A 16,770-nucleotide genomic window follows, 5' to 3' on the forward strand; every position below is an offset into this window, starting at 1 on the left:
AGCATAGTTCCAATAATGGGCTGTCGCCGCTAGAGTATGAGCGTCAGTATTTTAAAGAGGCTAAAAGTCGTCTAGTGAAGTAGTGGCGATTCAATGTGTATTATCCGACAGTTCGAGATAAGGACATTGTGACATTTGAAGCAACGTTGGATGAACTCTTATCCAGACGGAGAAAATTGGCAAGTGATATGTTGAGTCCTGTCAACTCAGATATCAGATCTTCAGATTTCAGAGATATTATAAAATAACTAGCTGTGTAGTGGGAAAATGAATAAACGAGTTCACAATAAGTCGCTAATTGCTGGTTATAGGGAGTAGGCATAATTGTCTTATCAGCCACCGTTTCAGCTTACCCACACCATGATGCGCCATGTCGCCCGCATCGGTGAACTGATTGGCACATGGAAAGCGGCCAACCGGAATCGGCTGGTGCCGGAGTTGCGGCGTGGCAACCGTATTAAAACTATTCAGGCATCGTTGGCCGTGGAGCAGAACACTCTCACACTTGAGCAAGTGACAGCGGTGATTGAAGGCAAAATGGTGCTCGGCTTGCCGAAAGAGATCCAGGAGGTGCGTAATGCTTTTGCGGCCTATGAAGCGATGGAACAGTGGCATCCACACCAGATAGATGACTTACTGGCTGCACACGCTTTATTACTGCATGGCTTGATTGATGATGCAGGCCATTGGCGCAGCAAGGGGGCTGGTATTTATCGGGGTGATCAGCTTGTGCATATGGCGCCACCTGCTAGTCAGATTCCTCGTCTGATGACCGATCTGTTTGATTGGTTAGCCCATACAGATGCTCATCCACTGATTGCCTCTGCAGCGTTTCATTACGAGTTTGAATTTATTCATCCGTTTGGTGATGGTAATGGCCGTATTGGGCGTTTATGGCAAACCCTCATTTTAAGCCACTGGCAACCCATGTTGGCATTTCTGCCGGTCGAAACGGTTATTAAGCACCGTCAACAAACCTACTATCAGCTACTGACTGAATCCGATCAGAAAAGCGATTGTTCTGCCTTTATCGAGTTTTTATTACAAGCCATCGAAGATAGCTTGCAAGAAGCCATTAATGCCCAACTCGCCACCGATAAAATGCGGGTAAAAATGCGGGTAGAAATGCGGGTAAAAACACCTGATCTAATTCTGAAACAACTGAGTGAAAACCCGGATATGACGCTGGCTAAAGTCGCGCAGCAGATCGGTAAATCAGTCACCACAGTTGAACGATCTGTCGCTAAATTGAAACAACAAGGCCGCTTAGCATTCATCGGGCCGAAAAAAGGTGGCCATTGGCAGGTAATAAAAGAATAATAATGAGGGTAAAAGTTTTTCTTAGATCATCGATATTGTTGCTAGCAATTAAATATCTGGTGAATTTTCATCCAGCTCTTAACGAAAAAAGCAACTTTTTCTCTGATCGGTATTTTTGTCGGTATCTTTATTTTGTATTTAAAAATACTTAATTAAAATCAATGAATTAGATGTAAATAATACAATTGAGTGGGAATAATTTATCCCGTTCCTTGTTAATTGAAGCCCGCTTTATGCGGGCTTTGTTTTGGCTGATAAGGTTGTGTGATGCAAACAATTGAGCAGCTTCGTGCGGGGGCATTAGCGGGTATTCAGCGATTGAAACTATGCTGTGGTCTGACCCGTTTTCCTGCTGAAATTTATGATCTGGCGGATACGCTGGAAATTCTGGATTTATCTGGTAATGAACTTTCTGAACTCCCGGATGATCTTCACCGGTTGAAAAAACTGCGGATCATTTTCTGTTCTGAGAATCGGTTTACGGAATTACCGGCGGTATTGGGACGTTGTCCTGAATTAACCATGGTGGGTTTTAAGACAAACCGGATCAGAAATGTTCCTGCCTGTTCGTTACCGGAAAAGTTGCGCTGGTTGATTCTGACGGATAATGAAATTGAAACGTTACCCTCTGAGCTTGGCAACTGTGTGCAATTGCAGAAACTGATGCTGGCTGGTAACAGGCTGCAGGCCTTGCCAGAGTCACTGGCAAATTGTAAACGCCTGGAATTGCTGCGTATTGCGGCTAACCGGCTGGAATCCTTACCGGACTGGTTACTCTCTTTGCCTCGATTGTCCTGGCTGGCCTATTCCGGTAATCCATTCAGTCATGCGTGGGAACAAGAGGCGCAGGCGGCTGCAGGCATTGATGAAATTGACTGGAATAAACTGGCACTGGGGCCGTTATTGGGTGAGGGTGCATCCGGTGTGATTTATCGGGCACAGTACCATTCGGAAGCGGTTACTTCTCCGGTGGCGGTGAAGCTTTACAAAGGTGCAATGACCAGTGATGGGCTGCCGCAATGTGAAATGACAGCGGCTATCAAAGCCGGCAGCCATCCGGGTTTGATCAATGTGATAGGTAAAATCACCGGACATCCGGCAGATGTTCATGGGCTGGTGATGCAGTTGATTAATCCGGAATTTCGTAATCTGGCTGGTCCGCCCAGTCTGGCGTCGTGCACGCGTGACATTTATCCGGAAGAGATAAAGTTTGATTTATCTTCCGCACTGTTGATTGCGACCAGCATCGCTTCGGCGGTTCAGCATCTGCACCGGCAGGGAATTATGCACGGTGATCTCTATGGGCATAATATTCTGTATAGCAAGGAAGGTCGGGCGTTGATCGGTGATTATGGCGCCGCGTCGTTTTATCAGACTAAAGACCGGACCATAGCCGATAAACTTGAGTGTCTGGAAGTGAGAGCATTTGGCTGTTTGCTGGAAGAACTCACCGGGCGATGCCATGTTGTATCGCCGGAGCTGCGAAAGGTTATCTGTCGCCTGAATGATTTAACAGCGGCGTGTCTGAGTGAAGAGCATTCCTTGCGACCTGATTTTGATGAAATTACCCGATTCTTATGCGGGGTAATCAGAGATAGTGAGTTGCTTACAACTGCGCTGGCCGTTGTTTAGTTCTCTTTATTATCATCAAATAATGGCAGTGTCATGGACGTTTCAGCCTCCGGCGCTGCCATTTGTTTTTGTGCTGCGAGCAGACGGCGGTATTTGCGCTGTTTACAAAGACGGATGATTTCGCGTTGTTGTGCCGGGGTCAGCTTTAGCCAGTCAAACCGTTCTTCCCGTGAGCGGAAACAACCGATGCAATAGCCTCTGCTATCAGTCTGACAACGGCCAACACAGGGGCTGGGAATGGGAAATAGTTCTAACTGTTCCTGCTGGTCTGATGGGGTCATCCGTATTGCTACACAAAGTGATCGTTCAGAATTTATACACTACCACCATACCATAGGTTTTATCACCATTCTGTGTTTCTAATTTCGGTGCGATATAGAGTTTATCTGTGGCGTATGAACCAACGGCGGCACCAAGCGTTCCGACAGCAGCATCCAACCATGAAAAACTATGCCCGTTTGTTGAATCGTAGATTTCGCCGGCAAAGGCGACAGATGTACTGACAGTGAAACCAACCCAGGCAGGCTCTTTCACTTCTGGCCAGAACTCATCCACTACGTAAGTCGATGCGCCCGCCAACGCGGTATGGCCTGCAAAATGACTGAACTCAGCGCCGAAGCTGTCGTTAGCCTGAACGGCGGAAGATGCCAGCAGGCTGCTCAGCAGGATCCATGTCATTGATTTCATCATGCAGTCCCTCATGTGATGAACGGCCAAACTTTCTTTTAACGTTAAGTTTAGAACTCTTTTGGCGATACCCTTCGCATTTTCAGGGAAATTTACTGATTTTGCCAAATGGCACACAGGATCGTTTCTAACATTAACGTATTGATAATGTGTGGGCGTGATTCTGGCTGGAAGCGATGTTCCGGGATCGAAGGGAAATTGAATATATCAAGGGACCTTTAGCATGAGTGAAATAGCCTTAGCTATCTGTATTTTATCGCTGGTTGCCATCCTGGGGCTGTGGATTGGTAACTGGCGTATTTATGGTGTGGGATTGGGAATTGGCGGAGTATTGTTTGGTGGCATCGCGGTAGGACATTTTGCCAAACAGTACGGGCTGGAGGTGAATTTACACACGCTGGAATTTATTCGTGAATTCGGTCTGATCCTGTTTGTATACACCATAGGTATTCAGGTTGGTCCCGGATTTTTTTCCTCATTGCGTACATCCGGGTTAAAGCTGAATGCATTTGCGGCGCTGCTGGTGGTATTGGGCTGTATTGTCGCAGTGGTGCTGCATAAATTACTGGGCATTCCATTGCCGGTTATTCTGGGAACGTATTCCGGCGCAGTGACGAATACCCCATCGCTGGGGGCTGGCCAGCAGATGCTCACAGAACTGGGGGCCGATGCCAATGTAATGACCCTGAGTTATGCCGTGGCCTATCCGTTTGGTATCTGTGGCATTTTATTGTCAATGTGGCTAATCAAGCTGGTTTTCAGAATTAATGTGGAAAGTGAGAACCGGTTATACCAGCAACAATCTGGTGTCGGACGAACGAATCTTCAGACGATGAACGTCGAGGTACGTAACGCCAATCTGCAAGGGCTGGCCATGCAGGAGATCCCGGATCTGGAGGAGGGGGATGTGGTTTGCTCCCGCCTCAAGCGAGGTGAAGAGCTGATGGTGCCGAAGCCGGATACAATTGTACAGCTGGGGGATTTGCTGCATCTGGTCGGGGATAAAAAGGCGCTGAGGAAAGTCCGGCTGGTGATTGGAGAAGAAGTGGCAACGTCGCTTTCCACTCAGGGTACCGACATGCGGGTTGAGCGTGTCGTGGTGACAAATGAGAAAGTGCTGGGAAAGACCATTGGTGAGCTGGAGCTGAAAAGTAAATTTGATGTCGTCGTATCACGTCTTAACCGTGCAGGGGTAGAGCTGGTGCCGAACAGCAGCTCCAGCCTGCAGTTTGGGGATATCCTGAACCTGGTTGGCCGGCCGGAGGCGATTAATTCCGTTGCCGGGCTGGTGGGGAATGCGCAGCATAAACTGCAACAGGTTCAGATGTTGCCTGTGTTTCTGGGAATTGGTTTAGGTGTCATTGTTGGTTCGATACCCTTTTATATCCCGGGATTTTCGGCGGCGTTGAAGCTGGGGCTGGCTGGCGGGCCGCTGGTGGTGGCGTTGATCCTGTCGCGTATTGGCAGTATTGGTAAGCTGTATTGGTTTATGCCGCCGAGTGCTAACCTGGCGTTGCGGGAAATTGGGATTGTGCTGTTCCTGTCAGTGGTTGGGCTGAAATCGGGTGGTGATTTTGTTACCACGCTGGTGGACGGTGATGGCTTGCTCTGGATGTGGTGCGGCGTCGCGATCACGTTGATCCCGTTATTGATTGCGGGATTTCTGGCAAGGATGTTAGGCAAGATCAATTACTTATCATTGTGTGGTTTACTGGCTGGCTCAATGACTGATCCGCCTGCGCTGGCTTTTGCGAATGCAATGCATCCGACCAGTGATGCCGCCGCTTTATCGTATGCCACGGTATATCCGATGGTGATGTTTCTGCGTATTATTTCGCCGCAATTGCTGGTGATCCTGTTGTGGACCAGCGGGGGATAGCCCCTGATATTTCAGTAAATAAAAGGCCATCAGATCATGATGGCCTTTGTTTTTAATGATACTTAAAGATTAAGCCAGCAACGCCCGTGCTTTCGCCAGTACATTCTCGTCACTGAATCCGAACAGTTTGAACAACTGCTCCGCCGGGGCAGATTCGCCAAAGCTGGTCATGCCGATGACGTCACCATCCAGGCCGGTATAACGCTGCCAGTAATCGGCAATACTGGCTTCAATTGCCAGTCGGGCTCGGACCGACTTCGGCAGCACCTGTTCCTTGTACTCCGCCGGTTGCTTGTCAAAGCGCTCGGTGCAGGGCAGGGAGACCACACGGACTTTCTTGCCTTCGGCATTCAGCGTGTTCGCCGCGTTAACCGCCAGACCCACTTCCGAGCCGGTTGCCAGAATAATCAGCTCCGGCGTGCCATCGCAGTCTTTAAGAATGTAACCACCACGTTCGATATCACTCAGTTGCTGCGGGGTACGCGGTTGCTGCGTCAGCGCCTGACGGCTGAATATCAGCGCGCTCGGGCCATTCTGGCGTTCAATCGCTTCCTTCCATGCCACTGCTGATTCCACCTGGTCACACGGGCGCCAGGTTTCCATGTTCGGCGTGACGCGCAGAGAAGCTAGCTGTTCCACCGGCTGGTGAGTCGGGCCGTCTTCGCCCAGACCAATCGAGTCGTGGGTATAGACGAAAATCGAACGCTGTTTCATCAGCGCCGCCATACGCACCGCATTACGGGCATATTCCATAAACATCAGGAAGGTACCGCCGTACGGGATAAAGCCGCCGTGCAGCGCCACGCCGTTCATGATGGCCGACATGCCGAATTCGCGCACGCCGTAGTGCAGGTAGTTGCCTTGTGGCACTTCGGCGCTGACATCCAGGGCACTGGTATGACGGGTCAGGTTGGATGGTGCCAAATCCGCCGAGCCACCGAGCAGTTCCGGCAGGATTTTGGCATAGGCGTTCAGGGCTTTCTGACTGGCCTGACGTGAAGCGATGTTGGCCGGATTGGCCTGCAGGTCGTTAATGTAATCCTGTGCCTGTTCGGCCCAGTCTACCGGCAACTGACCGTGGCTGCGGCGCAGCAGTTCCGCGGCCAGCTCAGGGTATTCGGCGCGGTAAGCACTGAAATGTTGCTGCCAGCTGGCCTGCTGATGAGCACCCTGTTCCCGGGCGTTCCACGCCTGATAGATATCCTGCGGAATTTCAAACGGGGCATGCGGCCAGTTTAAGAACTCGCGCACATGCGCCACTTCATCTTTGCCCAGCGGCGCGCCATGACAGTCATGGCTGCCGGATTTATTCGGTGAACCGTAACCGATGATGGTTTTGCAGCAAATCAGCGTTGGCTGAGAAGTATTGGCCTTGGCTTCCTGAATCGCCATCTCGATTTCCTGCGGATTATGGCCATCCACCGAATCCAGCACCTGCCAGCCATAAGCGCGGAAGCGGGTCGGGGTGTCATCGGTAAACCAGCCATCGACATGCCCATCAATCGAGATGCCATTGTCATCCCAGAAGGCAATCAGTTTGCCTAAGCCTAAGGTGCCAGCTAATGAACAGACTTCATGCGAAATGCCTTCCATCAGGCAGCCGTCACCCATAAAGGTGTAGGTGTAATGGTCGACGATATTGTGATTCGGCTTATTAAACTGCGCCGCCAGTGTTTTCTCGGCTAACGCCATACCGACCGCATTGGCGATACCCTGACCGAGTGGCCCGGTGGTGGTTTCCACGCCGGGGGCATAACCGTATTCCGGATGGCCCGGCGTTTTGGAATGCAACTGACGGAACTGTTTCAGCTCAGACAGCGGCAGGTCATAGCCGGTCAGATGCAGCAGGGAGTAGAGCAGCATCGAGCCATGGCCGTTCGATAACACAAAGCGGTCGCGATTGATCCACTGCGGGTCCGCCGGGTTATGCTTGAGATGGTGACGCCACAATACTTCAGCGATATCCGCCATGCCCATCGGGGCGCCCGGGTGACCGGAATTAGCCTGTTGTACGGCATCGACACTCAGCATACGCACGGCATTGGCGAGGGTTCTTGCATCTAAACTCATTAGGAAAACTCCATAAAAGCATCAAAGGGATATAGGAAATGTAGAAATAGGTTTTGTCTGTGAACAACCCGTAACCAGAGAGGTCGATGGGAACAAGGTCAACGACCCTCCGCGCCAAGGATGGCGCGGCGGAGTCCCCATGGATGGGTTTACGACGTGTCGGTGGTGTTGTTTCCATTGGCCGACAGTCCGGACAAGAACGAAACTTAAGCTAATCGCGTTGCCAGCAACTGCTCCAGCTTCACCTGATCAATCGCAAAATTACGAATGCCTTCCGCCAATTTTTCGGTCGCCATCGCATCTTCGTTATGCTGCCAGCGGAAAGCGGCTTCGCTCAGCGGGGCAGGCCGTGGCAGACGCAGACCGTCATCCGCCAACTGGCGCACTAGTTCACCACTGGTTTCGCCCAGTTCCTGCAGCAGGTTTGGACTGATGGTCAGACGGTCACAACCGGCCAGTGCCAGCACTTCGCCGAGATTGCGGAAGCTCGCACCCATCACCACGGTGTTGTAACCGTGCTGCTTGTAATACTGATAAATCGCTTTCACCGACAGTACACCCGGATCAGTTTCCGCCGTGTAGGTTTCACCGGTTTTGGCCTTGTACCAGTCGAGAATACGGCCGACAAACGGCGAAATAAGGAAGGCACCGGCTTCGGCGCAGGCACGGGCCTGGGCAAAGGAGAACAACAGCGTCAGGTTGCAGTTAATGCCTTCTTTTTCCAGCTGTTCGGCGGCGCGAATACCTTCCCAAGTGGAAGCAATTTTGATCAGCACGCGTGAACGTGGAATGCCCTGATACTCGTACAGGCCAATCAGTTTGCGGGCTTTTTCGATGGTGGCGGCGGTATCAAAAGAGAGGCGGGCATCAACTTCGGTGGAGATGCGGCCCGGGACATGCTTCAGCACTTCACAGCCAATCGCCACAATCAGACGATCAGCGGCTTCTTCAACCTGCACAGCAACATCAGAAGAAAGTTGTTTTGCCTGAAACACCACCTGCTCCAGCAGTGGCGCGTATTCCGGACTAGAAACGGCTTTGAGGATCAGTGATGGATTAGTGGTGGCGTCTTCCGGGGAATACAATTTAATGGCAGGTAACTCGCCAGTATCGGCGACGACGGTGGTAACGACACGTAATTGGTCTAACAAACTGCTCACGGTAACTCCTTGTCACATACGACGGATTTATTTGAGTTATACAGAAAAGACGCCCCTGTGAGATAACAGGGGCGTTAAATTTATTTAGAAAGTTTGTAATAGACCTCATTCCAGAGAATTTCTTTCTTGAGTTCCGGAATGGTGGTGTTCTCGTCGATCAGCAGGAATTCAATGCCCATCATGTCGGCGTAGATCCGCAGGTATTCGGCATCGACTGCCTGACTGAACACAGAGTGGTGGGCGGCACCGGCCAGGATCCAGGCTTCTGCACCGACTTCCAGATTTGGTTTTGGTTCCCACAATGCGCAGGCGACCGGCAGTTTTGGCAGTGCCTGTGGGAGATCCACCACATCCAGATTGTTCACCACCAGACGGAAACGGTTACCCATGTCGATCAGACTGGCGTTCACTGCTTTACCGGCCGGGGCAGAGAATAACAGACGGGCTGGCGGCGCTTTTTTACCGATGCCCAGATGCTGCACATCCAGTACTGGTTTTTGACTGGCAATGGATGGACATACTTCCAGCATGTGCGCGCCCAGCACCAGATTACGACCCTGTTCCAGATGATAGGTGTAGTCTTCCATAAAGGAGGTACCACCCGGCAGACCGGTCCCCATGACTTTCAGGGTTCTTAGCAGGGCTGCAGTTTTCCAGTCACCTTCGCCGCCGAAACCGTAGCCTTGCTGCATCAGACGTTGGCAAGCCAGGCCCGGCAACTGATGAATACCGTACAAATCTTCAAAGGTCGTGGTGAAAGCACCGAAACCGCCGTCCTGCAGGAATTTTTTCATCCCCAGTTCCTGACGCGCAGCTTCATACAGTGATTCGCGGTGTGCGCCACCGACTCTCACCGCATCGGTCAGGGTGTAAATGTTTTCATATTCATCCAGCAGTGCGTTGATATCACCAGCAGAGACGGCGTTGATCACGCTGACCAGATCGCCGACCGGATGGTAGTTCACCTGATAGCCGAACTTGATCTGCGCTTCCACTTTATCGCCTTCGGTCACGGCAACGTTACGCATGTTGTCGCCGAAACGCGCCACTTTCATCTTCTGGCTGTCATACACCGCCGCGGCGATACGCATCCAGCGGGCGATTTTTTCGTGCGCAGATTTATCTTCCCAGTAACCCACAACCACGGTACGTGGTAGGCGTAGGCGGGCACCCATGAAACCGAACTCGCGACCACCGTGTGCGGTCTGGTTCAGGTTCATAAAGTCCATATCGATCTCTTTCCATGGCAGATCTCGGTTGAACTGGGTATGGAACTGCAGCAGTGGTTTGTTCAGCTGACTCAGTGCCGGGATCCACATTTTGGCAGGGGAGAAGGTGTGCATCCACACCATGACGCCAACGCATTTTTCATCGTGATTAGCATCACGGGCAATCGCCGAAATTTCATCCAGTGTGGTACCGGTTGGTTTCAGTACGATCTTCAGTGGCAGACCGGCAGTTTCATTTAAGCGGCTGGTGATGGTTTGCGCATGATCGGCAACTTGTTTCAGGGTTTCCGGGCCATACAGGTGCTGACTGCCAACCACAAACCATACTTCTAACTGTTTTAAAAATTCCATTGTCTTGTCCTCATTGTTTATTTTGTGCCTGACTGGCCGTAATAAGCGTTTTTGCCATGTTTGCGCTGGTAATGTTTTTCCAGCATGTAATCAGGGAGTTCCCCTGCCTGCGGATTCAGTTGATGGGTGATCCAGCCCATGCGAGCGATTTCTTCCAGCACGACGGCGTTATGTACGGCATCATGCGCATCTTTTCCCCAGCTGAACGGACCATGATTGGCAACCAAAATGCCGGGCATGGTCAGTGGTGGCGTATTTTTCAGCGTTTCCACAATCAGATGACCGGTCAGTCCTTCATAGTCTTCACTGACCTCGCTCTCTGATAACAGACGGGTGCAAGGGACGTGGCCATGGAAATAATCCGCCTGCGTGGTGCCCTGGATCGGGATCGCGCGGCGTGCCTGAGCCCATGCCGTCGCGTGGGTAGAGTGGGTGTGCACCATGCCGCCCAGTTCCGGGTAGCGGCGGTACATCACCAGATGGGTGGGGGTATCGGAAGAAGGACGCAGCGTTCCCTCGACACGGTTTCCCTCCAGATCCAATACCACCATGTCATCGACTTTCATTGTCTCGTAGCTGACCCCACTGGGTTTGATCACCACCAGTCCGCGTTCGCGGTCTATAGCACTGACGTTGCCCCAGGTGAAGGTCACTAGGTTGTAACGGGGCAAATCGAGATTTGCCTCCAGTACCTGTTGTTTCAGATGTTGCAGACTCATGCTGATTTCCCCTCGTTGTACAGAGGCTCGGCGGCGATACTCCATTGCTGGTAGCGCTGATACAGTGTTTCGTATTCGGCAACTTTTTCCGGTTGTGGCTGGTAGGTACGTTCGATGGCGCTGGCCATTTTGTCCTGTGCTGCGTTGATGGATGGATAAATGTCAGCAGCAACGGCGGCGAAAATGGCAGCCCCTAACGCGCAACACTGATCAGAAGCGACAACCTGAATTGGCCGGTTCATCACATCGGCACACACCTGCATGACAGTGGTGGATTTACGGGCGATACCGCCCAGTGCAGTAACCTGTTCCACCGGCACATCCTGACTGGTCATACACTCCATGATGCTGCGGGCACCAAAGGCGGTGGAGGCAATCAGCGAACCGAACATATCCGGTGCATCAGAGCCCAGGTTCAGACCGGTGATGGTGCCTTTTAGACGCTGGTTGGCGTAAGGCGTGCGGCGGCCATTGAACCAGTCGAGCACCACTGGCAGATGCGCCAGATCGATCTGTTTATCCCAGGCTTGCGTCAGTGATGGCAGCATCTGCTGCTTGTAGTTTTCCAGCGCGGTGCGCAGTTCCGGATAGGTTTTGACCAGCTGATCCAGTGGCCAGCTCAGCAGGCGCTGATACCAGGCATAGATATCACCGAAGGCGGATTGTCCGGCTTCCAGACCGATCATGCCCGGCACCACGCTGCCATCGACCTGTCCGCAGATCCCGGCGATCGCGCGGTTACCGATGGTTTTGTAATCGGCAATCAGGATGTCGCAGGTGGAAGTGCCAATCACCTTGACCAGTGTATTCAGGCTGGCACCGGCACCGACGGCACCCATATGGCAGTCAAAGGCACCACCGGCAATCATCACGTTTTCCGGCAGGTTCAGGCGTGCTGCCCATTCTGGGGTGATTTTTCCAACCGGAATGTCGGCGGTATAGGTTTCGGTGAACAGCGGATAGTCCAGATCTTTGGTGAGCAGCGGATCCAGCGCATTGAGGAAATCCGCCGGTGGCAGGCCGCCCCATTCCGGATGCCACAGTGATTTGTGACCGGCAGAGCAGCGTCCGCGTTTGATGTCTTTCGGTGCCTGCGTGCCGCTGAGCAGGGCCGGAACCCAGTCGCAGAGCTCGATCCAGTTACAGGCAGCTTCACGCACAGCGGCATCGGCGCGGGAGACGTGCAGGATCTTGGCCCAGAACCATTCAGAAGAGTAAATCCCGCCGATGTAACGGCTGTAATCCGCGAATTTCCCGCTGTGACACAGCTCGGTGATGGTTTCTGCCTCGGTGATCGCGGTGTGATCTTTCCAGAGAACAAACATCGCATTCGGGTTGCCGGCAAATTCTTCCCGCAATGCCAGCACGTTGCCGTCAGCATCGATTGGTGCCGGGGTTGAACCGGTGGTGTCCACGCCGATGCCGCGGATTGCTGCGCGTTGTGCCGGATCCAGTAACGCAACTACTTGTTTTACTGCCTGTTCCATCGACTCGATGTAGTCCAGTGGATGGTGACGGAACTGATTGCGGATGGCGTCGCAATATTTGCCTTCGCTCCAGCGTGGGTAATAAACCACATGGGTAGCGAGCTCGGCACCGTCCCGGCAGCGCACGGCTAATGCACGTACGGAGTCGCTGCCGAAGTCCAGACCGATGACGATGTGCTCAGACATGGTGTTCTCCTGAAAAAGTAAATGGGTGAAATATCTGTGTTGGAAACATAGGAGAAGAAAGCACCAGCTGGTTAGTAATTGGCTGCTGTAAATATGGATATATTGGCTATCTGATTGGATTGTGGAAGACAGTTCAAAATTCGATATGTCAAAAAATAGCTAAAGATATAGACGAAATCGCTACAATTTTTTGGCGTGATCCAAGTCGCTAAATTTTTCCGGGAAAACGATTACAACTAATAGTGTTCAATCAACGAAGTCGATAAACACCTGTTTTAGCTTAATGTTTTTCATGTTGATAAAAACAAACTCAAATGAAACATCAAATAACTAAACGTATTGACACAACAGCTGGAGACATTGCCATGAATAAAATGGTTAAAAATCTGATTGCTGCAGGTTTAGCACTCGGTATAGCAAATACTGCTTTTGCTGAAGAAAAACTGAAACTGGGGTATCTGGTGAAACAGCCGGAAGAGCCGTGGTTCCAGACTGAATGGGCTTTTGCTGATAAAGCCGGTCAGGATCTGAATTTTGATGTGATCAAAATTGCGGTACCAGATGGTGAGAAGACGCTGAACGCGATTGACAGTCTGGCGGCAAACGGTGCGAAAGGCTTTGTCATTTGCACACCGGATCCGAAGTTAGGCCCGGCCATTGTGGCGAAGGCGAAGAGCATGGATCTGAAGGTCATCACGGTTGACGATCAGTTTGTGAATGCCAAAGGCAATCCGATGACAGACGTACCGCTGGTGATGATGGCGGCTACCAAAATTGGTGAACGTCAGGGCCAGGAACTTTACAAAGAGATGGGCAACCGCAAATGGGACGTGAAAGAAACCGGCGTACTGGCGATCACAGCCAATGAGCTGGACACCGCGCGTCGTCGTGTTGAAGGTTCTATCAGCGCGCTGAAAACAGCCGGTTTCCCGGAAGCTCAGATTTACAGCGTACCAACCAAAGCGAACGACATTCCGGGTGCTCTGGACGCAGCAAACTCCATGCTGGTTCAGCATCCTGACGTGAAAAACTGGCTGATCGTCGGTATGAACGATAACACCGTTCTGGGTGGCGTGCGTGCGACCGAAGGACAGGGCTTCAAGGCTGAAAACGTCATCGGTATCGGCATTAATGGTGTGGATGCGGTGAACGAGCTGTCCAAATCCAAGGCGACCGGCTTCTTCGGCTCTCTGCTGCCAAGTCCGGACGTTCACGGTTACAAGAGTATTCAGATGCTGCACGACTGGGTAGTGAATGGTGCTGAACCCGCCAAATTCACCGAAGTGACCGACGTTGTGCTGATCACGCGTGACAACTTCAAAGTCGAGCTGAAGAAAAAAGGCCTGTAATCGGAATCAATAAGCTCCGGCATGGGTTTTCCCATGCCGGGCGCGGAGCGAAAAAATGAATCAGTCAGTCCCTTATCTGGAATTTTGTGGCATCAGCAAGGAATTTCCCGGCGTAAAAGCACTGCAGAATGTCTCCTTCTCCTGCCGCGAAGGAACCGTGCATGCGCTGATGGGTGAAAACGGTGCCGGTAAATCCACATTACTGAAAATTCTCAGCGGCTTTCAGGCACCATCCAATGGCGTCATCAAACTGGGTGGCAGGGAAGTGGCGTTCCAGAATACGGTGGACGCACTGGAAAGCGGTATTGCCATTATTTACCAGGAACTGCATCTGGTACCGGAAATGACCATTGCAGAAAACATTTATCTGGGTCAGTTGCCAACCAAGCATGGTTTCATCGATAAAGAAAAACTGTATCAGGATGCCGCCCGTCAGCTGGCGCGTCTGGGTATGGATGTGTCACCGGAAACACCGCTGAAATACCTCTCTTTGGGGCAGTGGCAAATGGTCGAAATTGCCAAAGCGCTGACACGCGATGCGCGGGTAATTGCCTTCGATGAACCGACCAGCAGCCTTTCGTCCCGTGAAATTGAACAACTGTTCCGCGTGATTAATCAGTTACGCAATGAAGGGAAAGTCATCCTGTATGTCTCTCACCGCATGGATGAAATCTTTGAGCTGTGCGATGCCATCACCGTGTTCAAGGATGGTCAGTTTGTCCGCACCTTTGAATCCATGGCCGAAGTGGATCGTGATCTGCTGGTGAAAACCATGGTGGGGCGTGATCTGACCGATATCTACGGCTATGAGCCCCGTCCGCACGGCGAAACCGGGCTGGAAGTCAAAAACCTGATGGGACCGGGTCTGAAAGAATCGGTGTCATTCCAGGTAAAACGCGGGGAAATTCTCGGCATTTTCGGACTGGTTGGCGCCGGTCGCAGTGAAATGCTGAAACTGGTTTTCGGTGCGGAAAAGATGGTTTCCGGCGAGATTTCCGTGTTCGGCAAACAGGTACCGATCCGCAACCCGATCGATGCCATTCACAGCGGCATCATGCTCTGTACCGAAGACCGTAAAGCGCTGGGGATCATTCCAATCCACTCCGTGCAGGAAAACATCAACATCAGTGCCCGTCGCCATAAAGCGCGTGGTGGTTTCATCATCAACCAGAAATGGGAGGATGAAAACGCCAAACTGCGTATCCGTGATATGCGGGTGAAAACACCGTCTCCTCACCAGGCTATCGCCAATCTTTCCGGTGGTAACCAGCAGAAAGCCATTCTGGGTCGCTGGTTGTCGGAAGACATGAAAGTGATCCTGCTGGATGAGCCGACCCGCGGTATCGACGTGGGTGCCAAAAACGAAATCTATAACGTGATTTACGATCTGGCCAAATCCGGGATCGCCGTGGTGGTGGTTTCCAGTGAATTGCCGGAAGTGCTGGGTGTATCTGATCGCATCATGGTGATGCGGGAAGGACGGGTATCCGGCGAACTGTTACACACCGAAGCCAATGAAGTGAAGGCACTGCATCTGGCGATGCCAGCCAGACAATAACCGGTTTCAGATTTGAGTAAATTGAGGAGAACGACTATGGCAACAACCACTGCGGCTGCACAGGCAACCGGTAAAAAAGAGACCTCACAGTCAGGTCTGAGTTTATCCCGGATCTGGGATCAATACGGAATGCTGGTGATTTTCGCCATCCTGTTCCTGATTGCGAGTGTGACGATTCCTAACTTTGCCAGCATCATTAACATGAAAGGGCTGGGCCTGGCGGTATCGCTGGCCGGTATGGTCGCCTGCGGCATGCTGTTCTGTCTGGCGTCCGGCGAATTCGATATGTCCGTCGGTTCCATTATTGCCTGCTCCGGTGTGACTTGCGCGGTAGCGATCAACGCGACCGAAAGCATTACCATGGGGATCCTGGCCGGTTTGGGTGTCGGTCTACTGTTCGGTCTGATCAACGGGATTGTGGTGGCGAAATTCAAGATCAACGCCCTGATCACGACCCTGGCCACCATGCAGATGGCGCGCGGTATGGGCTATATCATCTCTGACGGTAAAGCGGTGGGTATCGTTGAAGAAAGTTTCTTTGATATCGGTAACTCCTCCATGCTGGGTATTCCGACTCCAGTCTGGATCACCGCTGTCTGCTTCGCGGTTTTCGGTCTACTGCTGAACAAAACCACCTTTGGCCGTAACACGTTGTCTATCGGTGGTAACGAAGAGGCGGCGCGTCTGGCAGGTGTAAACGTTGTCCGTACCAAAATCATCATCTTCACCATGACCGGTCTGATTGCGGCACTGGCCGGTATCATCCTGGCTTCCCGTATGACTTCCGGCCAGCCTATGACCTCTATCGGTTTCGAGCTGATTGTTATCGCGTCCTGCGTACTGGGTGGTGTTTCCATGAAGGGCGGTATCGGCAAAATCTCCTATGTGATTGCCGGTGTACTGATTCTGGGACTGATGGAAAACGCCATGAACCTGCTGAACATCTCTCCGTTCGCACAGTATGTGGTACGTGGTCTGATCCTGTTGGCTGCCGTTCTGTTCGACCGTTACAAACAGCTTCGCAAAGCACGTGTTTAGTGTTCACCCCCGGACACGTTTTCTGGCCAGCGATCCTGCTGGCCTTTTTTCCGGCGGATGTAGTGGCAAGATCGCAACAGACAAATGGTAACGTTTACATAAGTT

General features: G+C 51.8%; 13 protein-coding genes. 6 read left to right on the plus strand and 7 right to left on the minus strand.

Translation table 11 applies throughout. The annotated features are described in order from the left end of the window. Positions 1-324: 324 nt before the first annotated feature. Positions 325-1,320 (plus strand): Fic family protein, encoded by a 996-nt coding sequence (locus tag HNR75_RS09130; RefSeq protein ID WP_188026674.1) that lies wholly within the window; start codon positions 325-327, stop codon positions 1,318-1,320. Between the two features lie 267 nt (positions 1,321-1,587). Beyond that, the gene (locus HNR75_RS09135) at positions 1,588-2,952 is read left to right on the plus strand and encodes a leucine-rich repeat-containing protein kinase family protein (protein WP_223157846.1); all 1,365 of its coding nucleotides are present in this window, start codon (positions 1,588-1,590) and stop codon (positions 2,950-2,952) included. Here the strand turns inward: HNR75_RS09135 and HNR75_RS09140 are convergent. Next, positions 2,949-3,233, minus strand: coding sequence for a DUF1289 domain-containing protein (locus HNR75_RS09140; RefSeq protein ID WP_188026676.1), 285 nt, complete (start codon positions 3,231-3,233; stop codon positions 2,949-2,951). The genes HNR75_RS09135 and HNR75_RS09140 overlap by 4 nt on opposite strands. Before the next feature lie 25 nt (positions 3,234-3,258). Beyond that, entirely contained in the window at positions 3,259-3,642 is a 384-nt protein-coding gene (locus HNR75_RS09145; RefSeq protein ID WP_188026677.1) for a hypothetical protein, read from the minus strand. 220 nt (positions 3,643-3,862) lie between these two features. On the opposite strand from HNR75_RS09145, the gene HNR75_RS09150 reads away from it, so the two are divergent. Then, complete coding sequence (locus HNR75_RS09150; protein WP_188026678.1) at positions 3,863-5,518, plus strand: putative transporter; 1,656 nt, start codon at positions 3,863-3,865, stop codon at positions 5,516-5,518. Positions 5,519-5,587: 69 nt separating this feature from the next. On the opposite strand, the gene tkt is transcribed toward HNR75_RS09150, so the two are convergent. The 5 genes from tkt to HNR75_RS09175 all read right to left on the minus strand — a co-directional run bounded on the left by tkt (position 5,588) and on the right by HNR75_RS09175 (position 12,720). Then, a complete protein-coding gene (gene tkt, locus HNR75_RS09155) occupies positions 5,588-7,588 on the minus strand; it encodes a transketolase (protein WP_188026679.1) in 2,001 nt (666 codons plus the stop codon). A 206-nt stretch (positions 7,589-7,794) separates the two neighbouring features. Continuing rightward, positions 7,795-8,748, minus strand: a complete 954-nt coding sequence (gene tal, locus HNR75_RS09160; protein ID WP_188026680.1) for a transaldolase — start codon at positions 8,746-8,748, stop codon at positions 7,795-7,797. 80 nt (positions 8,749-8,828) lie between these two features. Next, complete coding sequence (araA, locus tag HNR75_RS09165) at positions 8,829-10,328, minus strand: L-arabinose isomerase (RefSeq protein ID WP_188026681.1); 1,500 nt, start codon at positions 10,326-10,328, stop codon at positions 8,829-8,831. Between the two features lie 17 nt (positions 10,329-10,345). Beyond that, positions 10,346-11,047, minus strand: a complete 702-nt coding sequence (locus HNR75_RS09170) for an L-ribulose-5-phosphate 4-epimerase (protein WP_281364937.1) — start codon at positions 11,045-11,047, stop codon at positions 10,346-10,348. After that, a complete protein-coding gene (locus tag HNR75_RS09175) occupies positions 11,044-12,720 on the minus strand; it encodes a ribulokinase (protein WP_188026682.1) in 1,677 nt (558 codons plus the stop codon). Before HNR75_RS09175 ends, HNR75_RS09170 begins: the two co-directional genes overlap by 4 nt. 365 nt (positions 12,721-13,085) lie before the next feature. On the opposite strand from HNR75_RS09175, the gene HNR75_RS09180 reads away from it, so the two are divergent. From HNR75_RS09180 to araH, 3 genes are read left to right on the plus strand one after another with little or no spacing between them, the layout of a single operon-like run. After that, entirely contained in the window at positions 13,086-14,069 is a 984-nt protein-coding gene (locus HNR75_RS09180) for an arabinose ABC transporter substrate-binding protein (RefSeq protein ID WP_188026683.1), read from the plus strand. A gap of 55 nt (positions 14,070-14,124) precedes the next feature. Then, positions 14,125-15,627, plus strand: a complete 1,503-nt coding sequence (araG, locus tag HNR75_RS09185) for an L-arabinose ABC transporter ATP-binding protein AraG (protein ID WP_188026684.1) — start codon at positions 14,125-14,127, stop codon at positions 15,625-15,627. A 36-nt stretch (positions 15,628-15,663) separates the two neighbouring features. Next, positions 15,664-16,665, plus strand: coding sequence for an L-arabinose ABC transporter permease AraH (gene araH, locus HNR75_RS09190; protein WP_188026685.1), 1,002 nt, complete (start codon positions 15,664-15,666; stop codon positions 16,663-16,665). Positions 16,666-16,770 lie beyond the last annotated feature (105 nt).

It is taken from the genome of Tolumonas osonensis (genome assembly GCF_014202415.1).
GTDB lineage: Bacteria > Pseudomonadota > Gammaproteobacteria > Enterobacterales > Aeromonadaceae > Tolumonas > Tolumonas osonensis.